This window comes from Nocardiopsis sp. iso_237 (assembly GCF_056173345.1).
Genome location: NZ_CM149669.1, coordinates 1,150,881 through 1,173,939 on the forward strand (window position 1 = coordinate 1,150,881; position 23,059 = coordinate 1,173,939).

Annotated in this window: 20 protein-coding genes and 2 pseudogenes; 11 read left to right on the plus strand and 11 right to left on the minus strand. The window is 72.6% G+C overall.

Annotated elements, in window-relative coordinates:
- Positions 1-7: 7 nt before the first annotated feature.
- The 3 genes from AC0VYM_RS05370 to hisN all read right to left on the minus strand — a co-directional run bounded on the left by AC0VYM_RS05370 (position 8) and on the right by hisN (position 2,814).
- Positions 8-1,243, minus strand: a complete 1,236-nt coding sequence (locus AC0VYM_RS05370; RefSeq protein WP_475459610.1) for an ABC transporter permease — start codon at positions 1,241-1,243, stop codon at positions 8-10.
- Positions 1,244-1,419: 176 nt separating this feature from the next.
- Entirely contained in the window at positions 1,420-1,947 is a 528-nt protein-coding gene (locus AC0VYM_RS05375) for a hypothetical protein (protein ID WP_475459613.1), read from the minus strand.
- A gap of 57 nt (positions 1,948-2,004) precedes the next feature.
- Positions 2,005-2,814 (minus strand): histidinol-phosphatase, encoded by an 810-nt coding sequence (hisN, locus tag AC0VYM_RS05380; RefSeq protein WP_475459615.1) that lies wholly within the window; start codon positions 2,812-2,814, stop codon positions 2,005-2,007.
- Positions 2,815-2,975: 161 nt separating this feature from the next.
- Between hisN and AC0VYM_RS05385 the strand changes: the two are divergent.
- Both AC0VYM_RS05385 and AC0VYM_RS05390 read left to right on the plus strand, forming a co-directional pair.
- Positions 2,976-3,500: pseudogene (locus AC0VYM_RS05385) on the plus strand (TetR family transcriptional regulator); the annotation flags it as partial.
- 87 nt (positions 3,501-3,587) lie between these two features.
- A pseudogene (locus AC0VYM_RS05390) lies at positions 3,588-3,800 on the plus strand (DUF2087 domain-containing protein); the annotation flags it as partial.
- A gap of 6 nt (positions 3,801-3,806) precedes the next feature.
- On the opposite strand, the gene AC0VYM_RS05395 reads toward AC0VYM_RS05390, so the two are convergent.
- Entirely contained in the window at positions 3,807-4,688 is an 882-nt protein-coding gene (locus AC0VYM_RS05395) for an NAD(P)-dependent oxidoreductase (RefSeq protein WP_475459618.1), read from the minus strand.
- A 96-nt stretch (positions 4,689-4,784) separates the two neighbouring features.
- On the opposite strand from AC0VYM_RS05395, the gene AC0VYM_RS05400 reads away from it, so the two are divergent.
- Positions 4,785-5,138, plus strand: coding sequence for a winged helix-turn-helix transcriptional regulator (locus AC0VYM_RS05400; protein ID WP_475459621.1), 354 nt, complete (start codon positions 4,785-4,787; stop codon positions 5,136-5,138).
- A gap of 51 nt (positions 5,139-5,189) precedes the next feature.
- Here the strand turns inward: AC0VYM_RS05400 and rsgA are convergent, their stop codons facing one another.
- Both rsgA and aroA read right to left on the minus strand, forming a co-directional pair.
- Positions 5,190-6,218: a ribosome small subunit-dependent GTPase A gene (rsgA, locus tag AC0VYM_RS05405; RefSeq protein WP_475459623.1), complete on the minus strand. Its 1,029-nt coding sequence runs from the start codon at positions 6,216-6,218 to the stop codon at positions 5,190-5,192.
- Positions 6,215-7,540: a 3-phosphoshikimate 1-carboxyvinyltransferase gene (gene aroA, locus AC0VYM_RS05410; protein ID WP_475459625.1), complete on the minus strand. Its 1,326-nt coding sequence runs from the start codon at positions 7,538-7,540 to the stop codon at positions 6,215-6,217. The genes rsgA and aroA overlap by 4 nt, the downstream gene beginning before the upstream one ends.
- Before the next feature lie 207 nt (positions 7,541-7,747).
- On the opposite strand from aroA, the gene AC0VYM_RS05415 reads away from it, so the two are divergent.
- The gene (locus AC0VYM_RS05415; protein ID WP_475459627.1) at positions 7,748-8,920 is read left to right on the plus strand and encodes a cysteine desulfurase family protein; all 1,173 of its coding nucleotides are present in this window, start codon (positions 7,748-7,750) and stop codon (positions 8,918-8,920) included.
- An 81-nt stretch (positions 8,921-9,001) separates the two neighbouring features.
- On the opposite strand, the gene AC0VYM_RS05420 is transcribed toward AC0VYM_RS05415, so the two are convergent.
- Positions 9,002-9,640, minus strand: coding sequence for a peptidylprolyl isomerase (locus tag AC0VYM_RS05420; RefSeq protein WP_475459629.1), 639 nt, complete (start codon positions 9,638-9,640; stop codon positions 9,002-9,004).
- A 127-nt stretch (positions 9,641-9,767) separates the two neighbouring features.
- Positions 9,768-10,250 carry a PLD nuclease N-terminal domain-containing protein gene (locus tag AC0VYM_RS05425; protein ID WP_475459632.1) on the minus strand — a complete coding sequence of 161 codons (483 nt, stop codon included), beginning with the start codon at positions 10,248-10,250 and terminating at the stop codon, positions 9,768-9,770.
- Positions 10,251-10,465: 215 nt separating this feature from the next.
- Here AC0VYM_RS05425 and AC0VYM_RS05430 point away from each other — a divergent pair, with 215 nt between their 5' ends.
- The 3 genes from AC0VYM_RS05430 (at position 10,466) to AC0VYM_RS05440 (ending at position 12,994) form a co-directional block, all read left to right on the plus strand.
- Positions 10,466-11,284 (plus strand): helix-turn-helix domain-containing protein, encoded by an 819-nt coding sequence (locus AC0VYM_RS05430; protein WP_475459634.1) that lies wholly within the window; start codon positions 10,466-10,468, stop codon positions 11,282-11,284.
- Positions 11,285-11,353: 69 nt separating this feature from the next.
- Positions 11,354-12,568 carry an amidohydrolase gene (locus AC0VYM_RS05435; protein WP_475459637.1) on the plus strand — a complete coding sequence of 405 codons (1,215 nt, stop codon included), beginning with the start codon at positions 11,354-11,356 and terminating at the stop codon, positions 12,566-12,568.
- Positions 12,569-12,772: 204 nt separating this feature from the next.
- Entirely contained in the window at positions 12,773-12,994 is a 222-nt protein-coding gene (locus tag AC0VYM_RS05440) for a hypothetical protein (RefSeq protein WP_475459640.1), read from the plus strand.
- Between the two features lie 19 nt (positions 12,995-13,013).
- Here the strand turns inward: AC0VYM_RS05440 and AC0VYM_RS05445 are convergent, their stop codons facing one another.
- Positions 13,014-13,817 (minus strand): TIGR03089 family protein, encoded by an 804-nt coding sequence (locus AC0VYM_RS05445; protein ID WP_475459642.1) that lies wholly within the window; start codon positions 13,815-13,817, stop codon positions 13,014-13,016.
- A 132-nt stretch (positions 13,818-13,949) separates the two neighbouring features.
- On the opposite strand from AC0VYM_RS05445, the gene AC0VYM_RS05450 reads away from it, so the two are divergent.
- The 3 genes from AC0VYM_RS05450 to AC0VYM_RS05460 are packed head-to-tail and all read left to right on the plus strand — an operon-like array spanning position 13,950 to position 18,086.
- Entirely contained in the window at positions 13,950-16,010 is a 2,061-nt protein-coding gene (locus AC0VYM_RS05450) for a hypothetical protein (RefSeq protein ID WP_475459645.1), read from the plus strand.
- A 37-nt stretch (positions 16,011-16,047) separates the two neighbouring features.
- A complete protein-coding gene (locus AC0VYM_RS05455) occupies positions 16,048-16,983 on the plus strand; it encodes a glycosyltransferase family 2 protein (RefSeq protein WP_475459647.1) in 936 nt (311 codons plus the stop codon).
- The gene (locus tag AC0VYM_RS05460) at positions 16,980-18,086 is read left to right on the plus strand and encodes a glycosyltransferase family 4 protein (RefSeq protein WP_475459649.1); all 1,107 of its coding nucleotides are present in this window, start codon (positions 16,980-16,982) and stop codon (positions 18,084-18,086) included. The genes AC0VYM_RS05455 and AC0VYM_RS05460 overlap by 4 nt, the downstream gene beginning before the upstream one ends.
- A 2-nt stretch (positions 18,087-18,088) precedes the next feature.
- Here the strand turns inward: AC0VYM_RS05460 and AC0VYM_RS05465 are convergent, their stop codons facing one another.
- On the minus strand, positions 18,089-18,850 hold the full coding sequence (locus tag AC0VYM_RS05465; protein WP_475459651.1) for a hypothetical protein: 762 nt from the start codon (positions 18,848-18,850) through the stop codon (positions 18,089-18,091).
- 375 nt (positions 18,851-19,225) lie between these two features.
- Positions 19,226-20,305 carry a lysylphosphatidylglycerol synthase domain-containing protein gene (locus AC0VYM_RS05470; protein WP_475459654.1) on the minus strand — a complete coding sequence of 360 codons (1,080 nt, stop codon included), beginning with the start codon at positions 20,303-20,305 and terminating at the stop codon, positions 19,226-19,228.
- 103 nt (positions 20,306-20,408) lie between these two features.
- Between AC0VYM_RS05470 and AC0VYM_RS05475 the strand changes: the two genes are divergently transcribed.
- The gene (locus tag AC0VYM_RS05475; RefSeq protein ID WP_475459656.1) at positions 20,409-23,036 is read left to right on the plus strand and encodes a bifunctional FO biosynthesis protein CofGH; all 2,628 of its coding nucleotides are present in this window, start codon (positions 20,409-20,411) and stop codon (positions 23,034-23,036) included.
- Positions 23,037-23,059 lie beyond the last annotated feature (23 nt).

Consider the following 23,059-nt stretch of genomic DNA (forward strand, 5'->3'; position numbering starts at 1 on the left):
GTGTCTCCTATTCCCGCAGCCCGGCGACGACGGACGCGCGCAGCGCCCGGATCGCGGGGATGATCCCGGCCAAGAGCCCGACGACGGCCGCGCTGCCCAGTCCGACCAGCGCGGCGGAGGGCGGAACGGTCATGCTGATGTCGGGTGGCAGCCACATGAGGTTTCCGATGACCACCGAGGCCACGGCGACCAGCAACCAGGACAGGGCGAGGGCGATCAGACCGGCGACGACCGCGACCACCACCGCCTCCATCACCACGGCCACGAACAGGGTGAACCGGCTCGCGCCGAGCGCCCGGTAGGTGGCCAGTTCCCGGCGCCGCTCCCGGACCGTGACGAGTCCGACGTTGAGGACGCCGAGCAGGCCCGTGGACAGGGTGATCACCGCGACCCCGATCAGCCCGATCGAGAGGTAGCCGATGAGCTCGTCGGTCATCTCCGAGTTGTCGGTGCGGTAGGCCATCAGGCTGTCCCGGCTGTCGACCCCCCAGCGCCAGCTCGCCGAGACGAGGCGGTCGGTGAACTCCTCACCGAAGTCCATCTCCGCGGCGGCGGAGTCCGCGGGGTCGATCCGCGTCACGTAGGTGACCTGTGAGGCCGTGGGCCTCTCTGGGGACCACTCGGGGCCGAAGAGGATCTCCCCGGTGGAGGGCGCGTTCAGCAGGTAGGCGCTGTACCAGCCCCGTTCGTAGACGGAACCCTGGGTGACGCCGACGATTCGCACGTCCGACCAGCGGCCGTTGCCGAGCTGGACGTCCGCGAAGTCGCCCAGTTCCTCCGCCAGGGCCTCGTTGACCACCAGCACCGGTGCGCGCGACTCCAGGTCGGCCTCGGTGAACCACCGGCCCTGGGTCAGGTTGATCCGGCGGATGTCACCGAGCGCGACGTCGACACCGATGATGTCGACGTCGCCGAAGACCTGGTCGCCCTGGCGGAGCGGAGGCGGGGACTCGGACCGGGTGTGGACCGAGACCTCCAGCCCGCCCGCGCGGCCGAGGTCCTCCTCGAACGCGTCGAGGTCGGTGACCTTGTCGAAGACGGTGACCTCCATGGTCGCCGCCCGACCGGCGTTGGCCTCACCGAAGGCGGTGGCGTAGCGCTGGCCGAGTTCGCCGGCGGTGACCACCATGATGAGGGCGCCGACACCGACGACGATGCCCGCGCAGGAGAGGATGGTTCGGGCCACGTTGGCTCGGGAACCGGCGAAGGCCAGCACGATCCCAGCTTTGAGGGAACGCAGCATGGAGCCCCTTCCCGTGTGTCTGTGGAGCCCGGCGCGGCGAGGGGCGGCGCCGGGTCGCCCCGCGTTGCGCGGGGTTTCACCAGACCCATCGCCATTGCGGGGGGTTTCGGTTCAGACCGGGAGGATTATTCTCTTGGCCGTTCCCGGCCACACGGGGTCACGACGAAGGGGGCGGCCTACTCGACCTCGAAGCCGTCGCAGGTGATGGGTGCTCCGGTGCCCGCGTCCGACCACACCACCGTGTACACGCCGGTGGTGAGATCCGCGGCACCGTCGAAGGCGTCCGGGTAGTCCAGGCGGGCCCAGTCGCCGCCGGACGGGTCGGCCTCGGCAGTGGAGCTCTCCCCGGCGGGGTCGGTCACCGTGGCGGCGACCGGGCCGGAGTGCCCGCCCTCGGAGTCGGAGAGACCCAGTTCCACCGGATCCCCGTCCGCCACGGCCTTGCGGGGGGCCTCGCTGCGCCAGCCGCCCGGGAGCCCCGGGTCCACGGCGGGGGAGCAGGTGTAGCGGGCGGGGTCGAACAGGGTGTCGGGCACGCCGAGCCCGAGCGGGCCCGAGGCGGCGGAGTCGCGCACGGTGTCCGCGATCATCTCGCTGAGCTGCTGCGGGGTCTGGCCGTGGCCCTGGCCGCACCCCGTGGCCAGGAGGAGGGCCGCCGCGCACAGCGCGACAGCGCGGCGTCGATGCGTTGTCTTGGTCAGCACACAGCGCACGCTACTACTGAAAGTAATCGCGCAGGTGCTTTTCGTGGTTGCCGGTGGCTATTCCGGACGGCGCAACGGGGTCGGACCGCCGTTGAGCCAGGTGAGCGCCTGGTCGTGGACGGCGCCGTTGGTGCACACCAAGGGGCCGCCGTCCTCGAAACCGTCACCGCGCAGGTTGGTGGCGCGACCGCCGGCCTCCTCCAGGATGATCGGCAGCGGGGCCGCGTCCCAGAGCGAGAGCTCGGGCTCGGCTGCGATGTCCACCGTGCCCTCAGCGACCATCACGTGGGACCAGAAGTCACCGTAGGCGCGGGTCCGCCACACGGACCGCGTCAGCCCCAGGAACGACTCCAGCCGCCCCTGTTCCTCCCAGCCGCTCAACGACGAGAAGCTCAGCGAGGCGTCCGAGAGCTCCTGGACCTTGGAGACCTGGCAGCGGGAGGCCTTGGACAGGCTGCGGCCGGTCCAGGCGCCGCTTCCCTTCGAGGCCCACCAGCGGCGATGCAGCGCCGGGGCCGACACCACGCCGACCACCGGGCGGTCGCCCTCCAGCAGGGCGATGAGCGTGGCCCACACGGGGACGCCGCGCACGTAGTTCTTGGTGCCGTCGATGGGGTCGATGACCCACACGCGGTTGCTGTTGCCGCTGCGGCCGTACTCCTCGCCCACGACCGCGTCGCGCGGTCGGGCGCGGGAGAGCACCCCGCGGAGGGTCTCCTCGACCATGCGGTCGGCCTCGGTCACCGGGGTGAGGTCCGGCTTGGTGTCGACCACCAGGTCGAGGGCGCGGAACCGCTTCACCGCGATGTCGTCGGCAGCGTCGGCGAGCACGTGGGCCAGCCGCAGATCATCGTCAAAGGACACCATGGCCGGTAACGCTACCGTCCCGGGCACGAACATGCCCAAAGCGCCGCCCCCGGCGTGACCAGAGTGTTAGGGGGAGGACGGCCCCGGGGAACGGGTGCGAGGATGGTGGGGTGAGCGGAGAGAAACGGCCCCGGGAGGGCACCGGGGTTCGTGAACGGCTGATGGACGCCGCCTACACCGAGGTGCTGGCGGGGCACTGGGGCGAGCGGCGGATGATCGACGTCGCCGCCACCGCCCGCGTGTCCAGGCAGACCCTCTACAACGTGTTCGGCAGCAAGGAGGGCCTTCTCCAGGCGGTGGTGGTGAGGGAGGTCACCGCGCTCCTGGACACCGTCGAGGCGATGTTGGCGGCCGACGGCCACGACCCCGCCCACGCGGTCAGCCGCACCACCCGGATGGTCCTGCTCGCCGCGCGGGACAATCCGCTGCTGCGCGCGGTGGTCACCGGGGACGACCAGCTCCTCCCGGTGCTCACCACCCGGGCGGCGCCGCTCCTGGACGCGCTGCGGGAACGTATCGCCTGGACCCTGGCGGAGCACTGCCCGCAGGTGCCGCCCGCCACCGCCGAGGCGGTGGCGGACGTCAGCCTGAGACTGACCGTCTCGTACGCGCTCCAGCCCGTGGACCCCGACCAGGCGGCCCACCGGGTGGAGACGGTCGTGCACGGCATGCTGCTGGTGGACCGTGAGGAGGCGCGGGTGACGGAGCGGCCAGGGCGGGCCGAACGCGCCGAGGTGCTGCGCGCGTACATGCCCCGGGGCAGGATCACGTCCGTCCCCGTCCGGCGCCCCGACCGCCTCGTCCTCCTCGACCACGTCGCGCGGGCCTTCGAACCCGGCGTGCGCTACACCGAGGACCAGCTCAACGCGGTCCTGCGCCGGTACAGCGCGGACCACGTGGTGCTGCGCCGCAGCCTCGTCGACGAGGGGTTCATGGAGAGCGACCGCACCCACTACTGGCGCTGCGGCGGGACCGTCGACCTCTGAGGCCGGTCAGGAGCGCTTCGCGAGCAGCCCGACGGCACCCGCGGTGCCCTCGTCGCCGTATCCCTGGCCCAGACGCTCCTCCAACAGTTCCAGGTAGGGCGCGAGCAGGCGGAAGTCCACGTCCTGCTCCCGCGCGGCGACCTCGAAGGTGCGGAAGCCGGAGACCAGCATGGCCAGGTTGGCCTGCACGTCCCTGGTGTAGTCACCGCTGTCGAGCTGGTCCGCGACCGTGTCGTTGGACATGAGCATCGCCGTGAGCCACGAGGTGAGCAGACCCGAGAACTCCTTCAGGGGCATCTCCTCGTCGCGCACCAGGGCGAAGGCGTGCGTGACCCCGGCGAACATGCCGTACATGGCGCTCAGCAGCGCGATGTCGTACAGGGCCGCCGAGCCGGGGCGGGAGCCGGTGTAGTGCACGCCCAGGACGGCGGCCAGCGCGGACTCGTACCGGTCCAGGAGCTCGCGGGAGCCGCTGTAGAACACGTAGCCCCCGGCCTCGGGGACACCCACCATCGACGGGCTCGACATGATGCCGCCGCTGAGGAAGCGGGCGCCCCTGTCGTGCGCCCACTCCGCGCGGGCGTCCGCCTCCTTCGGGGTTCCCGTGGTGAGGTCCACCAGGTCCTTGCCGACGAGGTCGGCCCCGTCCAGGGCCGTGCCGACGGAGGCGTCGTCCATCAGACAGGTGACGACCAGCGTTCCGGCGGCGACGGCCTCGGCGGCGGTGGGGGCCACGTCGGCGCCGAGCGCGCGCAGGGGCTCGGTCCGTGCGGCGGTGCGGTTCCAGACGGTCAGGGGGTGCCCGGCGTTCAGCCAGGCCTTGGCGAGGGCGGTGCCCATCGCGCCGAGTCCGAGCAGGACGACGCGGGGCTTGTTGTCGTTGGTCATGTGTCTAGGCTTGTACCGCGCTCGAAGCGGGACAAGTACGCACTTCGAAGTGGGCGCGCACTTCGGGGTAAGCGAGCAGGTGAACGGGGTGGGGACATGGCCGCCAAGCAGGGGCAGTTCGGGTATCACTGCGGGATCGACGCCGCGATGGACGTGGTGAGCGGCAAGTGGAAGGTGCTCGTGCTGTGGGCGCTCGACGAGCGGCCGCACCGGTTCGGTGAGCTGCGCCGGGCCCTGCCGGGGATCACGGAGAAGGTGCTCGCCTCGCACCTGCGCGAGCTGGAGGACGACGGGATCGTGCGGCGTGAGGACTTCGCGGAGGTCCCGCCCCGAGTGGAGTACTCGCTGACCGACCTCGGCCGCAGCCTGAACCGCGCGCTGGAGCCCCTGGGCGCCTGGGGCCGCGAGCACCGCCTGCCCGCCGACTACACCGGAGCGCGGACCGCCTGAGTTCTCGGGTGCCCCCTTGGCGCGCACCGCCTCCGACCACTCGCCGGGACGTCAGGAGTGGGGGCCCGTCGGCGGGGCGTTCTCGGTGTCGTCGTCGCCCTCGCGGCTGCTGAGGAGCCTGCGGAGTGAGGCCACCCGTTCGGCGTCCACCTCGCCGCGCGCCAGCGCCGCGCCGATGGCGCACTCCGGGGAGTCGGGCTGGTGGGAGCAGGCGGGCGGGCAGTCGGCGGCGAGCTCCGAGAGGTCCTGGAACCCCGACACGATCTCCTCCGGGGAGACGTGTGCCAGGCCGAAGCTGCGCACGCCCGGGGTGTCGATCAGCCAACCGCCCTCGAACCGCAGCGCGAGCGCGGAGGTGGAGGTGTGGCGGCCACGGCCGGTGACGGCGTTCACGTGGCCCACCGCGCGGTCCGTGCCCGGGACCAGCCGGTTGACCAGAGTGGACTTGCCCACACCGGAGGAGCCCACGAACACCGTGGTCCGGTCCGTCAGCCGGGAACGCAGCTCGTCGAGGTCACCCTCCGGGCTCAGCACCTCGTAGGGGAGCCCGAGCGGCTTGTAGGTGCCCAGCATCTCGTCGGGTGCGGCGAGGTCGGCCTTGGTCAGGCAGAGCAGCGGTTCCAGCCCGGCGTCGTAGGCGGCGACCAGACAGCGGTCCACGAAGCGCGGCTGCGGTGCCGGGTCCGCGAGGGCGCAGACGATGGCGAGCTGGTCGGCGTTGGCGACGATCACGCGCTCGACCGGGTCGGTGTCGTCGGCGGTGCGTCTGAGCACGGAGGCGCGCTCGCGCACCCGCACCACGCGGGCCAGGGTGTCGGGTCTCCCGGACAGGTCACCGACCACGTCCACCCGGTCACCGACCACGATCGACCCGCGGCCGAGCTCGCGGGCCTTCATCGCCACCACGGGGACACCGTTCACCAGGCAGCGGTACCGGCCCCGGTCCACGGCGGTGACCAGGCCCTCCACGGCGTTCTCGTGCTTGGGCCGGTTACGGGTGCGGGGTTTGGAGCCGCCCCGGGCGCGCACACGGATGTCGTCCTCGTCCAGGTGGCGTCCGCCGCCCCGCGTGCGGCTCATGCCAGGACCTCCGACCACAGGCCCGGGAAGTCGGGCAGCGTCTTGCGTGTGGTGGCGATGTTCTCCACCTCCACCCCGGGCACCGCGAGCCCGATCACCGCGCCGGACGTGGCCATCCGGTGGTCGTCGTAGGAGTGGAACACCCCGCCGTGCAGGGCCCGGGGCCGGATGAGCAACCCGTCGGAGAGCTCCTCCGCGTCCCCGCCCAGGCGGTTGATCTCGGCGGCCAGCGCCGCGATGCGGTCGGTCTCGTGACGGCGCAGGTGGGCGATCCCGGTGAGGCGGGAGGGGGAGTCGGCCAGGGCCGCCACGGCGGCGATGGTGGGGGTGAGTTCGCCCACGTCCCGCAGGTCGGCGGTGATCCCGTGGATCTCGCCGGTGCCGCGCAGGGTGAGGTCCGCACCGGAGCGGGAGACCTCGCCGCCCATCCGGGTGAACAGATCGCGCAGGGCGTCGCCGGGCTGGGTGGTGTGCTCCGGCCACCCCTGGACGGTCACCTCGCCCTTGCTGACCAGGGCGGCGGCCAGGAAGGGCGCGGCGTTGGAGAGGTCGGGCTCGACGGTGATCTCCGAGGCCCGGACCGGCCCGGGCTCCACCCTCCACGAGTTCTCGCCGGTGGTGACCCGGACGCCCACGGCGCGCAGCATCTCCACGGTCATGTCCAGGTGCGGCTGGGAGGGGACCGGTGGGCCCTCGTGCCGCACGTGCACGCCCTCGGTGAAACGGGCGCCGCTGAGCAGCAGCGCGGAGACGAACTGGGAGGACCCCGAGGCGTCCAGGGTGACCTCGCCGCCGCGCACGGCACCGGTGCCGTGGATGGTCATCGGCAGGGCGCCGCGCCCCTCGTCGTCGATGTCGGCGCCCAGGGCGCGCAGGGCGCCGAGCAGCTCGTCCACCGGCCGCTCACGGGCGCGGGGGTCGCCGTCGAAGCGCACGTCCCCGGAGGCCAGGGCCGCCAGCGGCGGCACGAAGCGCATGACCGTGCCCGCGTTGCCGACGTCCACGCTGGCCGGGCCCCGGGGGGCCACCGGGGTGACGGACAGGTCCGGGACCCCGGGGTCGTCGGAGGGGATCTCGGTGACCCGGGTGCCCAGGGCGCGCAGGGCGTCCACCATGAGCTCGCTGTCCCTGCTCACCAGGGGGCGGCGCACCACGCACGGCGTCTCGGAGAGCGCGGCGAGGATCAGTGCCCGGTTGGTGACGGACTTGGATCCGGGCAGGGAGACGCGGGCGCGCACCGGCTGCCGCGCGACGGGCGCGGACCAGTGCTCCCCGGCGGGGGTGGCGGGCGAGGCGGACGGCGTGGGCACGGAGTCAGGCATGGTCCAAGGTTATCGGTCCGTGGTCGGGTGCGGAGGAGGTCGTGGTGGGCCTGTGGACAAGGAGTCGGGCGGGGCGACCGCACAGGGCGGGGTGCGGCGGCTCGACGGCGGGCGGGTGCGGCGGACCCGCCCCGCGGTCTCCGTTGACGAAAGAGGAGGGGCAGGGGGGTAGGGGCGGATGTGGTCGTACGTATCCTGGAATGCGCCATGGTGTATCTGGATCACGCAGCCACGACCGATGTCCGCCCCGAGGTGATCGCCGATGTGGCGGCCCAGCTCGGCGCGCTCGGTAACCCATCGTCCCTGCACGGCCACGGACGGGCCGCTCGGCGTACCGTCGAGGAGTCCCGAGAACGCGTGGCCGAGGCGGTCGGCTCCACCCCGCACGAGGTGGTCTTCACCGCGGGCGGGACCGAGTCGAACAACATCGCGGTCAAGGGCCTGTACTGGTCCCGCAACGCCGAGGACCCGCGGCGCACCCGCATCCTGGTCAGCGCCGTCGAACACCACGCGGCGCTCGACCCCGCGCGCTGGATGGCCGACCACCAGGGCGCCGTGTACGAGGAACTGCCCGTGGACGCCCTGGGCCGGGTGGCCCCCGAGGTCCTGCGCGCGGCGATCGGGCGCGACCCCGCCTCCGTGGCCGTGGTCTCCGTGATGTGGGCCAACAACGAGATCGGCACCGTGCAGCCGGTTCGCGAGCTGGCCGCCGTCGCCGCCGAGTACGGTGTCCCCTTCCACACGGACGCGGTACAGGCCGTGGGCGCCCGGGAGGTGGACTTCGCGGCGAGCGGCGTGAGCGCGCTGACCCTCAGCGGCCACAAGCTGGGCGGTCCGGTGGGCACCGGAGCCCTGGTGGTCGCCCGCGGACTCGCCCCGACCCCCGTGCTGCACGGAGGCGGCCAGGAGCGCGACATCCGTTCCGGGACTCTCTCCGCCCCGCTCGCGCGCGGACTCGCGACCGCCGTGGACGCGGCCGTCCGCGGGCGCGAGGAACACGCCAAGCACCTGACCGCGCTCCGCGACGAACTGGAGGCCCGGGTCCGGGACGTCGTGCCCGACGTGGTGGTCAACGGCGATCCGGAGCTGCGGCTCCCGGGGATCGCCCACCTGTCCTTCCCCGGCTGCGAGGGCGACGCCCTGCTGATGCTGCTCGATGCCAGGGGCATCTCCTGCTCCACCGGATCGGCCTGCTCGGCCGGGGTGGCCCAGCCCAGCCACGTGCTGCTCGCCACCGGCGCCGACCCGGACACGGCCCTGAGCAGTCTGCGGCTGTCACTGGGGCGGACGTCCACCGAGGAGGACGTCGACCGGCTGGTCGAGGCGATCGGTCCGGCGGTGGAGCGCGCCCGCGCGGCCAGGGCCAAGCGGCGGCGCTGACGACCACGGACGTGTGACCCGACGACGGCGGCGGCGGTGCCTCAGGGCACCGCCGCCGCCGTCGGGTCTGCCGTGCGGAGGTCAGTCTCCCGCGTGCTTGACGGTGACCGACTCCAGCACGATGTCGCTGGTGGGGCGGTCGGCTCCGTCGGTCTCGACGACCGAGATCGCCTCCAGGACCTCCATCGACTCCTCGTCGGCGACCTTGCCGAAGATGGTGTGCAGGCCGGTCAGGTGCGGTGTGGGCGCCACCGTGAGGAAGAACTGCGAGCCGTTGGTGTCGGGGCCCGAGTTGGCCATGGCCAGCAGACCCGGCTCGTCGAACTCGCGACCCGACTCGAACTCGTCCTCGAACTGGTAGCCGGGGCCACCGCGACCGGTCCCGGTCGGGTCGCCGCCCTGGACCATGAACCCGTCGATCACGCGGTGGAACACCGTGTCGTCGTAGAACTCGGCGGCACCGGTCTCCTCGTTCTTCGGACCGTCCCCCTCAGCGAGCTCGACGAAGTTGGTGACGGCGCGCGGAGCGTCCGAGGCGAAGAACTCCACCTCGATGTCGCCCTCGCTGGTGTGCAGGGTGGCGCCGTCGACGTCGGGAACCTCCACCTCCGACTCCGTGGCCTCGGGGGATTCCGGCGACTCCGGTTCGCTCTGGCACGCGGCCGTGGCGAGGAGGGCGGTGGAGGCGAGGATCGCTACCGGCAGGGTCAAGCGGTTCATCGGTTCACTTCCGGGGTCGGGTTCGCGGCGGGGCGGCACACAGGTTACTGCGGACGGGTGGGCGCCGGTCCCGTGGGCTGGCCCGATCGTGGATCCGGCGTGTTCCGGGGGTCTTCGGGGGAGAGGATCAGGACGAGGGTCCGATCGGGTCCTCGTCCCCGTCGAGGGTGGCGTCCTCCGAGCCGGACGCGCCTCCGGCCTCACGCCCCCTCTCCTCGCGGCCACCGTGCTCGCGCTCCCGGCGCTCCCGGGACTCGCGTTCCTGGATCTCCCTGGCGCGGCGGCGCTGTTCCTCGGCGCGCTCACGGCAGCGCCGCAGGAACGCCTCGTCCTCCTCGGGGGAGACGGCACGGGCGCGTCCGGGGTGCTCGTACTCGGGGAAGGGCGGCGGCGGACCCGCGGGGCCCTGGGCGAGCGCGGGGTCGCGCGGCGGGCGGCCCAGCAGGAACCAGAGCGCGGCGCCGACCTTGGGCAGGAACAGGACGATCACCGCCCACACCGGCTTGGGCAGGAGTCGGATCCTCGCGGAGTCGGAGCCGATGACGTCGAAGAGCACGTAGACCCAGAAGACGAGCGACAGGAGGGCGAGGAAGAGGGCGAAGTAGACCAACGGACCTTCCAATCGGGGGAAACACTCGACAGCGCTGGGGCGACATCAACGGATTTGTGCGGACTTATCACGGATGGCCGCACCCGCCCGGTCGCTTGACCAGCCGCCCCGAACCGGGAGAAGGTCGGACCACAGGGGCTGGGGCGTCGCACAGAGGGTACGCCACCACCTGCCCTCCACAGGTGTCTGCTGACCGGCCTAGGACGGGAGAGGTTATGGGCGTGAACACCGTGTTGCCGTCGGCGATGTGGCTCCCTTTCGGGGCGCGGGTGCTGCGTGCCCGCTCCGACCGGGGTCTCTCACGCGCCGAGCTCGCCAGGAACGTCGGGGTCACCGACGACAAGCTCCGCGAGGTCGAGGACGCGCACTGCCGCCCGGCCCGATCGCTGGTCGAACGGGTCGACACCGCGCTCGGCACCGAACACCAGCTGGTCGACGCCTGGGCGATCACCCTTCAGGCCGAGGCCTTCCCGAGCGAGTTCGGAGACATGAGCGAGCTCGGCACGCACGCCGCCCGCCTCTGGGAGCACCAGCCGATGGCGGTCCCCGTCTTCCTGCGCACGCGCGAGTACTCGCGGGCCATCCTCGAACCGCGCCACCCCAACCTGGACCGCGAGGAGATCGAGGCCATGGTGGAGGACGAGATGGCCGAACGCGCCGCCACCACCGGACCGGACGGCCCCGCCCTGCGCGTGGTCCTCAACGAGTCCGTGCTCCAGCGGCCCCAGGGCGGAGCCGACGTTCTCAACGGACAGCGCGACTTCCTCGGGGACCTCGTCAAGGCGGGCATCCTCAGCCTCGCCGTGATCCCCGAGGAGACCCCGCACCACCCGGGGCTCGGCGGCGCGTTCCGGATCATGGAGTTCGCGGACCGCCCCAGCATGGTCTACGCCTTCGCCGCGCAGGGCGGTGAGCTCACCGGGGACACCGAGGACGTCGGCCACTGCCGCATGGTGCGCGACTCCATTGAGGAGGCCAGTGTGGACCTCGCCCCCGAGTCCGAACTCCTCACCGCGCGCTGGCCCGAGGGATGAGCGGTCGTTGGGTGATCGGTCACTGAACACCCTTGGGAACGTGACCGTCCATGGGCTAGGTTGCCCGCCATGGATATCGCAATCACTTCCGGATACGTGGTGCCCGTCGACGGCGACCCGATCGACGGGGGCACCGTCCTCATCTCCGACGGGAAGATCGCCGCCGTCGGACCGGCCGCCGACGTCACCGTCCCCGAAGGCGCTGAGATCGTTGACGCCGCGGGACAGTGGGTCCTCCCCGGCTTCGTCGAGGCCCACGGCCACGTGGGTATCCACGAGGAGACCATCGGCTGGGCCGGTGACGACACCAACGAGATGACCGACCCCAACGGCGCCCGCATGCGCGCCATCGACGCCATCAACCCCGCCGACCAGGGCTTCGCGGACGCCCTGTCCGGAGGCGTCACCAGCTCGGTGATCAAGCCCGGCTCCGGCAACCCCATCGGCGGCCGCACCGTCGCCCTCAAGATGTGGGGCCGCAGCGTCGAGGACCGCCTCCTCAAGGAGCCCGCCAGCGTCAAGAGCGCACTCGGTGAGAACCCCAAGCGCGTCTACGGCAAGAAGGACACCCTCCCCTCCACCAGGCAGGGCGTGGCCGCGGTCATCCGCGACGCCTTCACCAAGGCCCAGGACTACAAGGCCAAGCGGGACCACGCCGTCCAGGAGGGTACGCCCTTCGACCGCGACAACACCCTGGAGACCCTCGTCCAGGTGCTCGACGGCGAGGTGCCCTGGTGCCAGCACGTGCACCGCGCCGACGACATGCACACCGCGATGCGCCTGGCCGACGAGTTCGGCTACCGCCTCATCATCAACCACTGCACCGAGGGCCACCTGTTGGCCGACGAGATCGCCGAGCGCGGCATCCCCGTCATCACCGGACCGCTGATGACCAGCCGCTCCAAGGTGGAGGTGGGCAACCGGACCCTGGCCAACCCGGGCATCCTGGACCGCGCGGGCGTGAAGGTCGCCCTCACCACCGACGCCCCGGTCATCCCGATCGAGTTCCTCGTGTACCAGGCCATCCTGTGCGTGAAGGAGGGCATGGACCGCGACTCCGCGATCCGCGCGCTCACCGTCAACCCCGCCGAGATCATGGGCCTGGACGACCGGGTCGGGTCCCTGCGGCCCGGTCTGGACGCCGACGTCGTCGTGTGGTCCGGCGACCCGCTCGACATCATGAGCCGCGCCCAGCGCGTGTTCGTCGACGGCCGCGAGGTGTACACCTACGACGAGTCGAAGCGCGCCGGGACCATCGCGGACGCCTACTACCGGGAGTCCTGAGCCCGGCCCGCCCTGCGGCCCCCACCCCCCGCCTGTCCTCTGAGGTACCTCAGACGTCCCCACGCCGTGTCCCGCGCCCTTCTGAGGCGGGGCACGGCGCCGTCATCTGGTGAAGTCTCCCGATGTGCGGCCGGGTGCCTTAGCCGGAGTCTGGAACCAGCCGGGAGGAGCCTCCCGGCCGACACGGACCAGCAGGGGGACACCATGCACCCGGACTTCGCCGCACAGGCCGCCGACCTCTACCGGGCCGAGGCCGAACGGGCCGCCCGCGAGGAGCGCGCGGCGCGCAGGGCGCAGAAGGAGCAGCGGGAGGCCGCACGGAGGGACCGGGCCGCCGAACGGGCCCGGGAGGCGGAGGGGGCCGACCGGTCACCCTCGGAGTCGCGCCGGAACGGAGGCGGCTGGCGCCCCGCCCACGGGACGTAGGCGGGGGCCGCCGCGGTTCCTACCGGGCCACCCGGCGGAAGGGCAGGTCCCCGGCGGGTTCGGTGCCGTACAGGACGGTCACGCCCTCCGCGCCCATCCGGTCCAGGAACCGCTGGAGTCCGTCCTCGGCGGGCGGCGGGGTGAGTACCAGGGGAGCCCCGGAGACGACGGCGGCGGTGACCACGGCCAGGTCCGCGCCGAAGGAGTCCAGCGGCGCGTCGAGGGCCGTGACCACCGCGAGGCGGTCGCGTTCACCCAGGTCCCAGGCCTTGGCCAGGGCCTGCCCGGCCGCCACGACCTCGGCGCCGGTCAGCGTGCGCCCCGCGGACTCCAGGGCCGGTTCGGCGGCGTCCACCGGGTAGGCGGGGAAGTGGTCGCCGTGCCCGCGCACCTCCACGGTGTAGTCGGTGACCATCGGCGGGACCTCGCGCAGCGGCAGGCCCAACGGGTCCAGGGAGGTGCCCACGACCTCCTCCGCGCCGCTGTCCAGGGCCGCCGCGACGCGGTCCGGCCCGGCCACCGCGACCTCGGGCGCCGCGCCGCCCTCGGAGAGCACCGCGGCCGCCCCCACCGACCAGCAGGACAGCACCCACGCCAGCGACTGCCAGTGCGGCGGCAGGGCGAGGGAGATCCGGTCACCCGGCTGGGTGCCGAAGCCGTCCACGAGCATGTTCGAGGTCTTGGACACCCAGTTGTCGAGAGTGGCCCGGGACAGTTCGATCCGGTCCCCGAGATCGTCGTAGGAGGTCACGAACGGTCGGGTCGGATCGGCGGAGACGAGGGCGCGCCAGAGCCGCGCGGGAGAGTCGGACATGGCGCCCATGCTAGGTCGTGCGTCGGATCATTCCTCCCGCCCGTCAGCCCGCCCCTCCGGACGCGACCCCCTTTGTCACGGTCGCGCCATGGTTGAGGACGGAGTGTGCGTATCGAAGGGCGAAGTGCCAGAGTTGCCTTCATGCGCCTGCTTCCCGGACGGCTCCTCGCCCGTGTGACCGCGCTCCCCGCGATCGCCCTCTCGGCCTGGCTCCTCGTCGCCTTCCCCTTGCTGGTCCTCGGCCAGTTCACCCCGCTGGCCGGACTCGTCCTGGGACTGCCCGCCGTGGTCGCGGCGTGCGCCCTGGTGCCGCGCCTGCTCCCGGACCCGCCGGACGAGGAGGACGTGCCCTGGTGGCCGGTGGTCGCGGTCCTGCTCGTCACCGTGGGCTTCGCCGCCGTCCAGATCGCCTACCACGCCGAGGCCCTGGTGATCCGGCGGGACCCGGCCTCCTACGCCATGTACACGGCCTGGATCGCGGAGAACGGCTTCCTGCCCATCCCGCAGCAGCGCGAGCTCATCGCGGGCGACGACCCGGCCCTGAGCTACCAGAGCCTCGCCCACTACCAGCGCGACGACGTCATCTGGCCGCAGTTCATGGCCGGGGCGCCACTGGTGCTGGCGGTCGGCTACTGGCTCGGCGGGCTGGACGGCATGCTGGTCACCACCCCGGTGCTGGGCGCACTGGGCGTGCTCACCTTCGCGGGTCTCACCGCCCGTCTGGTCGGCGCGCGCTGGGCCCCGCTGGCCGCCCTGATCCTGGCGATCTGCCTGCCCCAGCAGTGGGTCAGCCGGTTCACCTACAGCGAGCCCCTCGCGCAGATCCTGCTCCTGGGCGGCATGGTCCTCGCCTTCGACGCCCTGAGCCGCCGACGGTCCCTCACCGACCGCTGGGGAGCACCCCAGGCGCTGGCACTGGTGGCCGGGCTGGTGTTCGGCCTCGGCGTGCTGGTGCGCATCGACGCGATCCGCGACCTCCTGCCGGTGGTGGGCTTCGTCGGCCTGCTGCTGGTCGCCCGGCGCGGGCAGGCGCTTCCCCTGCTCACCGGGCTCGGCGTGGGCGTGGGCTACGGGCTGGTCGCGGGGTACGGCTACTCACTGCCGTACCTGGAGTACCTGTCCGACTCCCTGAACCCCCTCCTGCTCATCAGCGCCGCCGTCATCGGAGCCACCGTCGCGCTCACCGCCGCCCTGTGGCGGTTCGGGCTGCCGCACACCGAACGGGTCCGCTGGCTGCCCAACGCGATGGCGCTCCTCGCGCTGCTCGTCATGGTCGGCTTCGCCGTCCGCCCACTGCTCTGGCCGGACTACGGGCACGGCAGCGACTTCACCGACCAGTGGGTGGCCTCCGTCCAGGAGATCGAGGGACTGCCGATCGAGGGCAGCCGCACCTACTACGACATGAGCCTGTACTGGGTGGGCTGGTACGTGGGCCTGAGCACCGTGCTGTTCGCCTCCCTGGGCGTGGCCCTGGTCCTGCGCCGCCTCACCCTGCGCCGCGACCTCCAGTGGCTGCTGCCCGCCATGCTGCTCGTGTGGACGGTCTCCACCACGCTCCTGCGCCCCGCCATCACACCTGACCACCCCTGGGCCAGCAGGCGCCTGATCGTGCTGGTGATCCCCGCGTTCGTGCTGTTCGCGGTCTGGTTCCTGGCCTGGCTGACCCGCTACTGCGAGAACTCCGTCCGCCACACCCGCGCCACCTCGATGGTCCGCACCCTCCCGGTCGTGGTGGCAGCCGGCTCCGCGGTCGCCATGCTCGGGCCCGGCGCGATCACCTCGGCGTCGGGGATCATGGGGTACCGGCAGGACGTGGGCACCGTGGCGGCGACGGAGGACCTCTGCGCGTCCCTGCCACCCGACGCCTCGGTCATCGTGGTCGACTCCGGGATGGCGGGCAACTACATGCCGCTGCTGCGCAACGTCTGCGGTGTGCCCACCGCCGCCCTGGACGACCCCTCCCCGGAGGCGGTGGACAGGGTCGTCGCCGCCGTGCACCAGCGGGGCCGGGACGCGGTGCTGGCCGCCCCCGACTGGGAACCGCTCGACGCGCTCACCGACTCCGCCGTGGAACCCCAACGGCACTTCCACGTCGTCGCCCGGATGGACCCCAGTACCCTCATGGAACCCCCGACCGGACACTGGACCTTCAACGGCAGCGTGTGGACCGCCGTCCTGCCCGCCACGAACGATCCGGCGTGAGACCCACTCCTCCCCGACCACCCCGCTGAGAAGGACCATGAGCCACGCAGACGCCCAAGGCCGAGCCCCGGAGCACGACGCCCCGCCGGTGCGGGTCACGATCGTCCTCCCCTGCTACAACGAGGAGGAGCACGTCGTCGACGAGATCAAACGGATCTGTTCGGCGATGGACTCCTCGGGGTACGGGTACGAACTGCTCGCCGTCGACGACGCCTCCACCGACGCGACCCTGACCCGGCTGCGCGAGGTGGAGGGCCTCTTCCCGCACATGCGGGTGGTCCCCTTCGGCCACAACGGCGGCGCGGGCACCGTGCGGCGGATCGGCAGCCAGCGGGCGCGCGGCGAGTTCGTGGTGTGGACCGACGCCGACATGAGCTACCCCAACGAGCGCATCCCCGAGTTCGTCGCCATGCTCGACAACGACCCGGAGATCGACCAGGTCGTGGGCGCGCGCACCCAGGAGATGGGATCGCACAAGGCGCTGCGGGTCCCCGCCAAGTGGATGATCCGGAAGGTCGCGGAACGCCTCACCAACACCCGCATCCCCGACCTCAACTCCGGGCTCCGGGTGTTCCGCCGGGACGTGGCCCGCCCCTACCTGCGGCTGCTGCCCCCGGGGTTCTCCTGCGTCACCACCATCACGCTGGCGTTCCTGTCCAACCAGCACCCGCTGAGGTACGTGCCCATCGAGTACGCCAAGCGGGCGGGCACGTCCAAGTTCCACTTCGTGCGCGACGCCTACCGGTACATCCTCCAGGTGCTGCGCATGGTCATGTACTTCAACCCGCTCAAGGTCCTCATGCCGCCCGCCCTGTGGCTGCTGGGGATCGGGGCGGCCAAGTTCGTCTACGACCAGGTCCGCAACCCGCTCTACATGCCCAACAACACCGTCATGATCCTGATGACCGGGCTGATCATCGCGGCGATCGCGCTCCTGGCCGACCTCATCGTCCGTTCCAGGGAGCACCCGTGACCGGCAGGACCACCCTCGTGGGACCCGCGCACCCCTACAAGGGCGGCGGGGCCCGGCACACCACCGAACTCGCGCACCGGCTGAGCGGCCTCGGCCACGAGACGGGTATCGAGTCGTGGCGGGCGCAGTACCCGGCGGCGCTCTACCCGGGCACGCAGACCATCACCGACCCCGAGGGGGAGCCCTACCCGGACACCCGCCACGATCTGGCCTGGTACCGGCCGGACGGCTGGTGGTGCACGGGACGCCGGCTCGCGGACGAGAACGCCCTGGTGGTGCTCACCCTGTTCTCACCGGTGCAGGTGCCCGCCTACCTCGGCCTCCTCGCCGGGATCAGGTCCCGGAGGCGGGGGACCCGGGTGGTGGCGCTGTGCCACAACGTGCTGCCGCACGAGCGCCGGGCGGTGGACGTCTCCCTGGTCCGCGCGTTGCTGCGCCGGGTGGACGGGGTGCTCACCCACTCCGCCGAACAGGGCCGCCTCGCCGAGGGGCTGCTCGGCCCCGGCCGACCGCGCCCCGTGGTCGCGGAGATGCCGCCGCACCTGCCCGACACCGGCGGGGCGCCCGCCGGAGGGGCGGAGGAGCACCGGAGCCTGCTGTTCTTCGGGATCGTCCGCCCGTACAAGGGGGTGGACGTACTGCTGCGCGCGCTGGCCGAGGGGGCTCCACAGGACGTCACCCTGACCGTCGCCGGTGAGTTCTGGGGAGGGTCCGCCGACCTGGCCGACCTGGCCAAGGAGCTCGGCGTGGCCGACCGGGTCCGGTTCCGCGAGGGGTACGTGCCCGCCGACGAGCTGCCAGGGCTGCTCGCCGGGGCCGACGCCCTGGTGCTGCCCTACCGGTCCGCCACCGCCACCCAGAACGTGTGGCTGGCGCACGAACACGGTCTGCCGGTGATCGCCACCCGTGCGGGCACCCTTGCGGACCACGTGCGCGACGGTGTGGACGGGCTGCTCTGCGAACCGGGGGACACCGCCGACCTCGCCCGGGCGCTGGCCGCCTTCTACGAGCCGGGCACGCCCGCCCGGCTCAGAGCGGGAGTCCGGCCGGTGGACGCCGAACCGTACTGGAGGGCCTACACCGACCGGCTGCTGTCCGCCTGACCTCAGGACGCCCGGCGGCGGCGCAGGTGGAGCACGGCGGGCACCAGCATGCAGACGGCGCCGAGCACACCCACGCCCAGGAGGACCCACGGGAGGTACTCGCGCAGGCCGGAGGACTCGTCCACGCCCGATGCCCGCTGCTCCTCCAGTTCGTCCTCGGTACCCACCTGGACGCTGCTCACCGGGGTCGCGGCGGTCACCGAGCAGTCCCCGAACCCGGGTAGGGCGAAGGTCTCGGTGGCCACGCGCACCTCGTAGAAGCCCAGCGGCGGCTCCCAGTCCTCCCAGGCCAGGGCGGGCGGATCGTCACCGGTCAGCAGCCTGCCGTCGCTGCCGGAGAGCGTGGCGGTGAGGGTTCCGGCACGTTCGGCGGCCGCGCCCATCTCCTCGGCGCTGATCCCGGGCAGCGGCTCGGGGTTCGGCACCAGTTCGAGTTCGAGGTCGGCCGTCCCCTCCTCTCCCTCGGTCTCGTCCTCGGTCTCGTCCTCGGTCTCCTCCTCGGACGCGAGCTCGGCGGCCAGACTCAGGGAGAACTCGGGTTGGCCGTCGGGGGAGTCGCTCACCACGGGGAAGAGCTGACCCACCACGGTGAGGGTTCCGGCGCCCTGGTCACACGCCACCTCGGCGGGCTTCACGTACGCGTGGGAGGGGCCTTCGGGGGTGGGATCGGCCGCCGGATCGGCCGCGCCGAGGGTGGCCGGTGCCAGTGTGAGGGTCACGGCGAGGGCGGACAGGACACGTGGGAAGCGGGGGGCCCAGTTCATACGGCATGAGCATAGGCCGCACCCACGCGCAAAGGAAGGTTTCTTTCCTGTTTTGTTGCACGGGTGTTCCCGGCCTTCGCGGACCCCGCTCCGGGCGCACCGGGCTCACGGTCCGCCTTCGGGCCCCGTGCCCGGTTCCCTCGGCTCCCGGGCCTCCTCGTGCCGGAGACGACTCCTTCGCGGACGCTGGTCCGGGCCTGGCCTCGCGCGGACCCCGGAGCCCCTACTCTGCCCGGCTCCGGTGCCCGCCCGGCCCTTGAACCACGTGAAGCCCGGTACGGCCCCCGGGTCTCGCTTCGCCCGGCCCCGGTGTCCGCCCGGCCCGTGGATCACCGGTGGACGGGCCGCCCCTGGCGCCCCTTCCGGTGGGCGGTCCTACTCGGGGTCCTGCTCGGAGCCCGTGCGCGCCTTCGGACCCGGGCCCGACACCCCCGGCTCCTGAGCCGACCCCGAACCCCGGACGGGTCTCCCCTCTCTCCCCTCTCTCCCCTCTCTCCCGTCTCTCCCATCACCTTCCGCATCGGCGGCAGCGGACTCCGGCGGTCCGGACAGCAGGAGCGACAACCCCGCCCAACCCACGTCCGCCACCGTCATCACCAGCCGGGACAGCACCGCCACCACCAGGGCCGCGCCCGCGTCCACCACCGGGGCCAGCGCCACCACCAGCACCACCTCGCGCACGCCCAACCCGGCGGGTGCGAACACCACCAGCAGCCCCAGCGTCCAGGCGAGCGCGTAGGCGCCCACCGCCGGGCCCACCGATCTCAGGGCCTCGCCACCCACGGCCCAGGTCAGCAACCACACGTGTGAGCCCAACGGCACCCACGCCACCAGGGTCCAGGCCACCGACGCCGCGACCGAACGCCCGCCGATCTCCAGCGGACCCGCCTCCGCCACCTCACGGAACCGCGCGAACGGGCGCGCCGCCAGCCGGACCCCCCACCCCAGCACCCTCGGGTGCAGACAGACCAGCAGCAGCGGTGCGGCGGCCAGCGCCCACCACCAGCGCCGGGCCGCCTCGGCGGAGGACAGCGGCAGGGCCACCGCCGCCACGGCCAGGCTCACGGCCACCGTCACGGCGATCGCCAGCAGGGTCGCCGCCGCCCCGCGCGATCTCGGCACCCTCCAGTCACGGGCCAGCTCCACCTGGGCCACGAACGCCCACACCGACCCCGGCAGGTACTTGCCGAGCTGGCCCACGAACATCACCCGGGCGGCCGCCGCCGTCGGCAACGGCGAGCCCAGACCGGCCAGCAACGAGCGCCACGCCATCATCTGCGCCGCCAGCCCCAGCATCCCCGCCAGCACCGCGGCGGGCAGCACCCACAGCGGGAGCTCGGACACGGCGGTCCGCGCCTGCGTCCAGTTGGCGTACAGGGCGGCGCCCGCGCACGCGCACACCAGCGCGAGCAGGGCCAGGCGCACCCAGGAGTTCCGTCGAAGCCGAGTCAGCACCCCCCAAGCCTATGCCGCGGACCCCCGCCCTCCCGGGTTGTCCACAGGCCCGACCGGGTGGCGCCCGCGAACGGGAACGGCCGGACGCGTAGGGTGATCGCTTATGAGTGGTGCGAACGACCCTGCCCCCATTCCCACACCGACCGCGTCCGCCATGCGCAGGGCCCTGGCCCGCGCCCGGGACGGCAAGACCCTCGACGTCACCGAGGCGGAGGTGCTGCTGCACGCCCGCGACGAGAACCTCGACCAACTCCTGGAGTACGCGGGACGGGTCCGCGACGCGGGCCTGGAGGCGGCGGGTCGCCCCGGCGTCATCACGTACAGCCGCAAGGTCTTCGTCCCCCTGACCCGCCTGTGCCGCGACCGCTGCCACTACTGCACCTTCGCCACCGTCCCCGGGCGTCTGGACGCGCCCTTCATGTCGCCGGACGAGGTCCTGGAGATCGCCCGCGAGGGCGCCGCCCTGGGCTGCAAGGAAGTCCTCATCACCCTGGGCGACCGGCCCGAGGACCGCTGGAAGCAGGCCGCCGAGTGGCTCAACTCGCGCGGCTACGACGACACCCTCTCCTACGTGCGCGCCATGGCGATCATGATCCTGGAGGAGACCGGGCTGCTCCCGCACCTCAACCCCGGGGTGATGACCTGGTCCGACCTCCAGCGGCTCAAGCCCGTCGCCCCCTCCATGGGGATGATGCTGGAGACCACCTCCCGGCGGCTGTTCACCGAGAAGGGCCAGCCCCACTACGGCAGCCCCGACAAGGACCCCGTCGTACGGCTGCGCACCCTGGAGGACGCCGGACGCTCCAGCGTCCCCTTCACCACCGGCATCCTGCTCGGGATCGGTGAGACGGTCGCGGACCGCGCCGAGTCGATCTTCGCGATGCGCGGGGTCTCCCGCCGCTACGGCGGCGTGCAGGAGGTCATCGTGCAGAACTTCCGGGCCAAGCCGGACACCGCGATGATGCACCGCCCCGACGCCGAACGCGACATGATGGCCGCCACCATCGCCGTCACCCGTCTCGTGATGGGCCCCAAGGCCCACGTACAGGCCCCGCCCAACCTCATCGGCGCGGACCGGGGAGGCGTGGACGAGTACGAGCTGATGATCCGCGCGGGTATCGACGACTGGGGCGGGGTCTCCCCGCTCACCGCCGACCACGTCAACCCCGAACGCCCCTGGCCGCAGATCGACGACCTCGCGGCCCGTACCGCCGCCCAGGGCTTCGACCTGCGCGAACGCCTCACGGTGTACCCCGAGTACATCAGGGCGGGGGAACCCTGGGTCGACCCGCGTCTGCGCGAGCACGTCCACGCGCTCGTGGACCCGGAGACCGGCCTGGCCCGTGCGGACGCGCCCCTGGTGGGCCGTCCCTGGCAGGAGCCCGAGGCGGTCCTGGTCTCCTCGGGGCGCACCGACCTGCACACGGAGATCGACGGTGAGGGCCGTACCGGCGACCGGCGCGGCGACTTCGACGCCGTCTACGGCGACTGGGACGAACTCGCCTCCGGTGTGGACCGCGAGGGAGCCGCGCCCCGACGCCTGGACCCCGAGATCGCCGCCGCCCTGCGCAGCGCCGAGAGCGACCCGGCCGGACTCGGCGACTCCGAGGCGCTGGCCCTGCTGCACGCCGACGGCGACGCCCTGGACGCGCTCACCGACCTGGCCGACCGGGTCCGCCGCGACACCGTCGGGGACGACGTCACCTACGTCGTGACCAGGAACATCAACTTCACGAACGTCTGCTACACGGGCTGCCGCTTCTGCGCCTTCGCCCAGCGGCGCACCGACGCCGACGCCTACACCCTCTCCCTCGACCAGGTGGCCGACCGCGCCGAGGAGGCCTGGAAGGCCGGGGCCACCGAGGTGTGCATGCAGGGCGGCATCCACCCGGACCTGCCCGGCACCGCCTACTTCGACATCGCCGCCGCCGTCCGCGAGCGCGTCCCCGACATGCACGTCCACGCCTTCAGCCCGATGGAGGTGGTCAACGGCGCCGCGCGTACCAACCTGTCGGTGCGCGACTGGCTGACCCGCGCCCGCGAATCCGGGCTGGGGTCCATCCCGGGGACCGCCGCCGAGATCCTCGACGACGAGGTCCGGTGGGTGCTGACCAAGGGCAAGCTCCCCGCCAGCGAGTGGATCGAGGTCATCACGAGCGCCCACGACCTGGGCATCCCGACCACGTCGACGATGATGTACGGGCACGTGGACTCCCCGCACCACTGGGTGGCGCACATCAAGCTGCTGCGCTCGCTCCAGGAGCGGTCGATGGAGCGCAACGGCAGGCCGGGCTTCACGGAGTTCGTCCCGCTGCCGTTCGTGCACACCAACGCGCCGATCTACCTCGCCGGGCTGGCCCGCACGGGGCCGACCGTCCGGGAGAACCGCGCGGTGCACGCCCTGGCCCGCCTCCTCCTGCACGGGAGCATCGACAACATCCAGGGCTCCTGGGTCAAGCTCGCCGAGGACACCTTCCGCCAGCTGCTGCGCGGGGGAGTCAACGACGTCGGCGGCACCCTGATGGAGGAGACCATCAGCCGCATGGCCGGTTCCGGCCAGGGTTCGTACAAGACCATCAGCGACATCAAGGCGCTGGTCGAGCCCACGGGCCGACCGGTCCGCCAGCGCACCACCACCTACGGGCCGGTCCCGGAGGAGCGCCGCCGCGTCGCGGAGGCCAGCGACGGCGTGGCCGCCAGCATCCTGCGCCCACAGCTGCCCATGGCCTGACCAGCCACGGAGGGGTGCGGGAC

Coding starts and splice junctions, on each gene's coding strand:
- AC0VYM_RS05370 (WP_475459610.1), bottom strand. CDS start 1,243: ATGCTGCGTTCCCTCAAAGCTGGGATCGTGCTGGCCTTCGCCGGTTCC.
- hisN (WP_475459615.1), bottom strand. CDS start 2,814: ATGGTGTCCTTTGACGATGATCTGCGGCTGGCCCACGTGCTCGCCGAC.
- AC0VYM_RS05395 (WP_475459618.1), bottom strand. CDS start 4,688: ATGACCAACGACAACAAGCCCCGCGTCGTCCTGCTCGGACTCGGCGCG.
- AC0VYM_RS05400 (WP_475459621.1), top strand. CDS start 4,785: ATGGCCGCCAAGCAGGGGCAGTTCGGGTATCACTGCGGGATCGACGCC.
- rsgA (WP_475459623.1), bottom strand. CDS start 6,218: ATGAGCCGCACGCGGGGCGGCGGACGCCACCTGGACGAGGACGACATC.
- aroA (WP_475459625.1), bottom strand. CDS start 7,540: ATGCCTGACTCCGTGCCCACGCCGTCCGCCTCGCCCGCCACCCCCGCC.
- AC0VYM_RS05415 (WP_475459627.1), top strand. CDS start 7,748: ATGGTGTATCTGGATCACGCAGCCACGACCGATGTCCGCCCCGAGGTG.
- AC0VYM_RS05420 (WP_475459629.1), bottom strand. CDS start 9,640: ATGAACCGCTTGACCCTGCCGGTAGCGATCCTCGCCTCCACCGCCCTC.
- AC0VYM_RS05430 (WP_475459634.1), top strand. CDS start 10,466: ATGGGCGTGAACACCGTGTTGCCGTCGGCGATGTGGCTCCCTTTCGGG.
- AC0VYM_RS05435 (WP_475459637.1), top strand. CDS start 11,354: ATGGATATCGCAATCACTTCCGGATACGTGGTGCCCGTCGACGGCGAC.
- AC0VYM_RS05440 (WP_475459640.1), top strand. CDS start 12,773: ATGCACCCGGACTTCGCCGCACAGGCCGCCGACCTCTACCGGGCCGAG.
- AC0VYM_RS05445 (WP_475459642.1), bottom strand. CDS start 13,817: ATGGGCGCCATGTCCGACTCTCCCGCGCGGCTCTGGCGCGCCCTCGTC.
- AC0VYM_RS05450 (WP_475459645.1), top strand. CDS start 13,950: ATGCGCCTGCTTCCCGGACGGCTCCTCGCCCGTGTGACCGCGCTCCCC.
- AC0VYM_RS05455 (WP_475459647.1), top strand. CDS start 16,048: ATGAGCCACGCAGACGCCCAAGGCCGAGCCCCGGAGCACGACGCCCCG.
- AC0VYM_RS05465 (WP_475459651.1), bottom strand. CDS start 18,850: ATGAACTGGGCCCCCCGCTTCCCACGTGTCCTGTCCGCCCTCGCCGTG.
- AC0VYM_RS05475 (WP_475459656.1), top strand. CDS start 20,409: ATGAGTGGTGCGAACGACCCTGCCCCCATTCCCACACCGACCGCGTCC.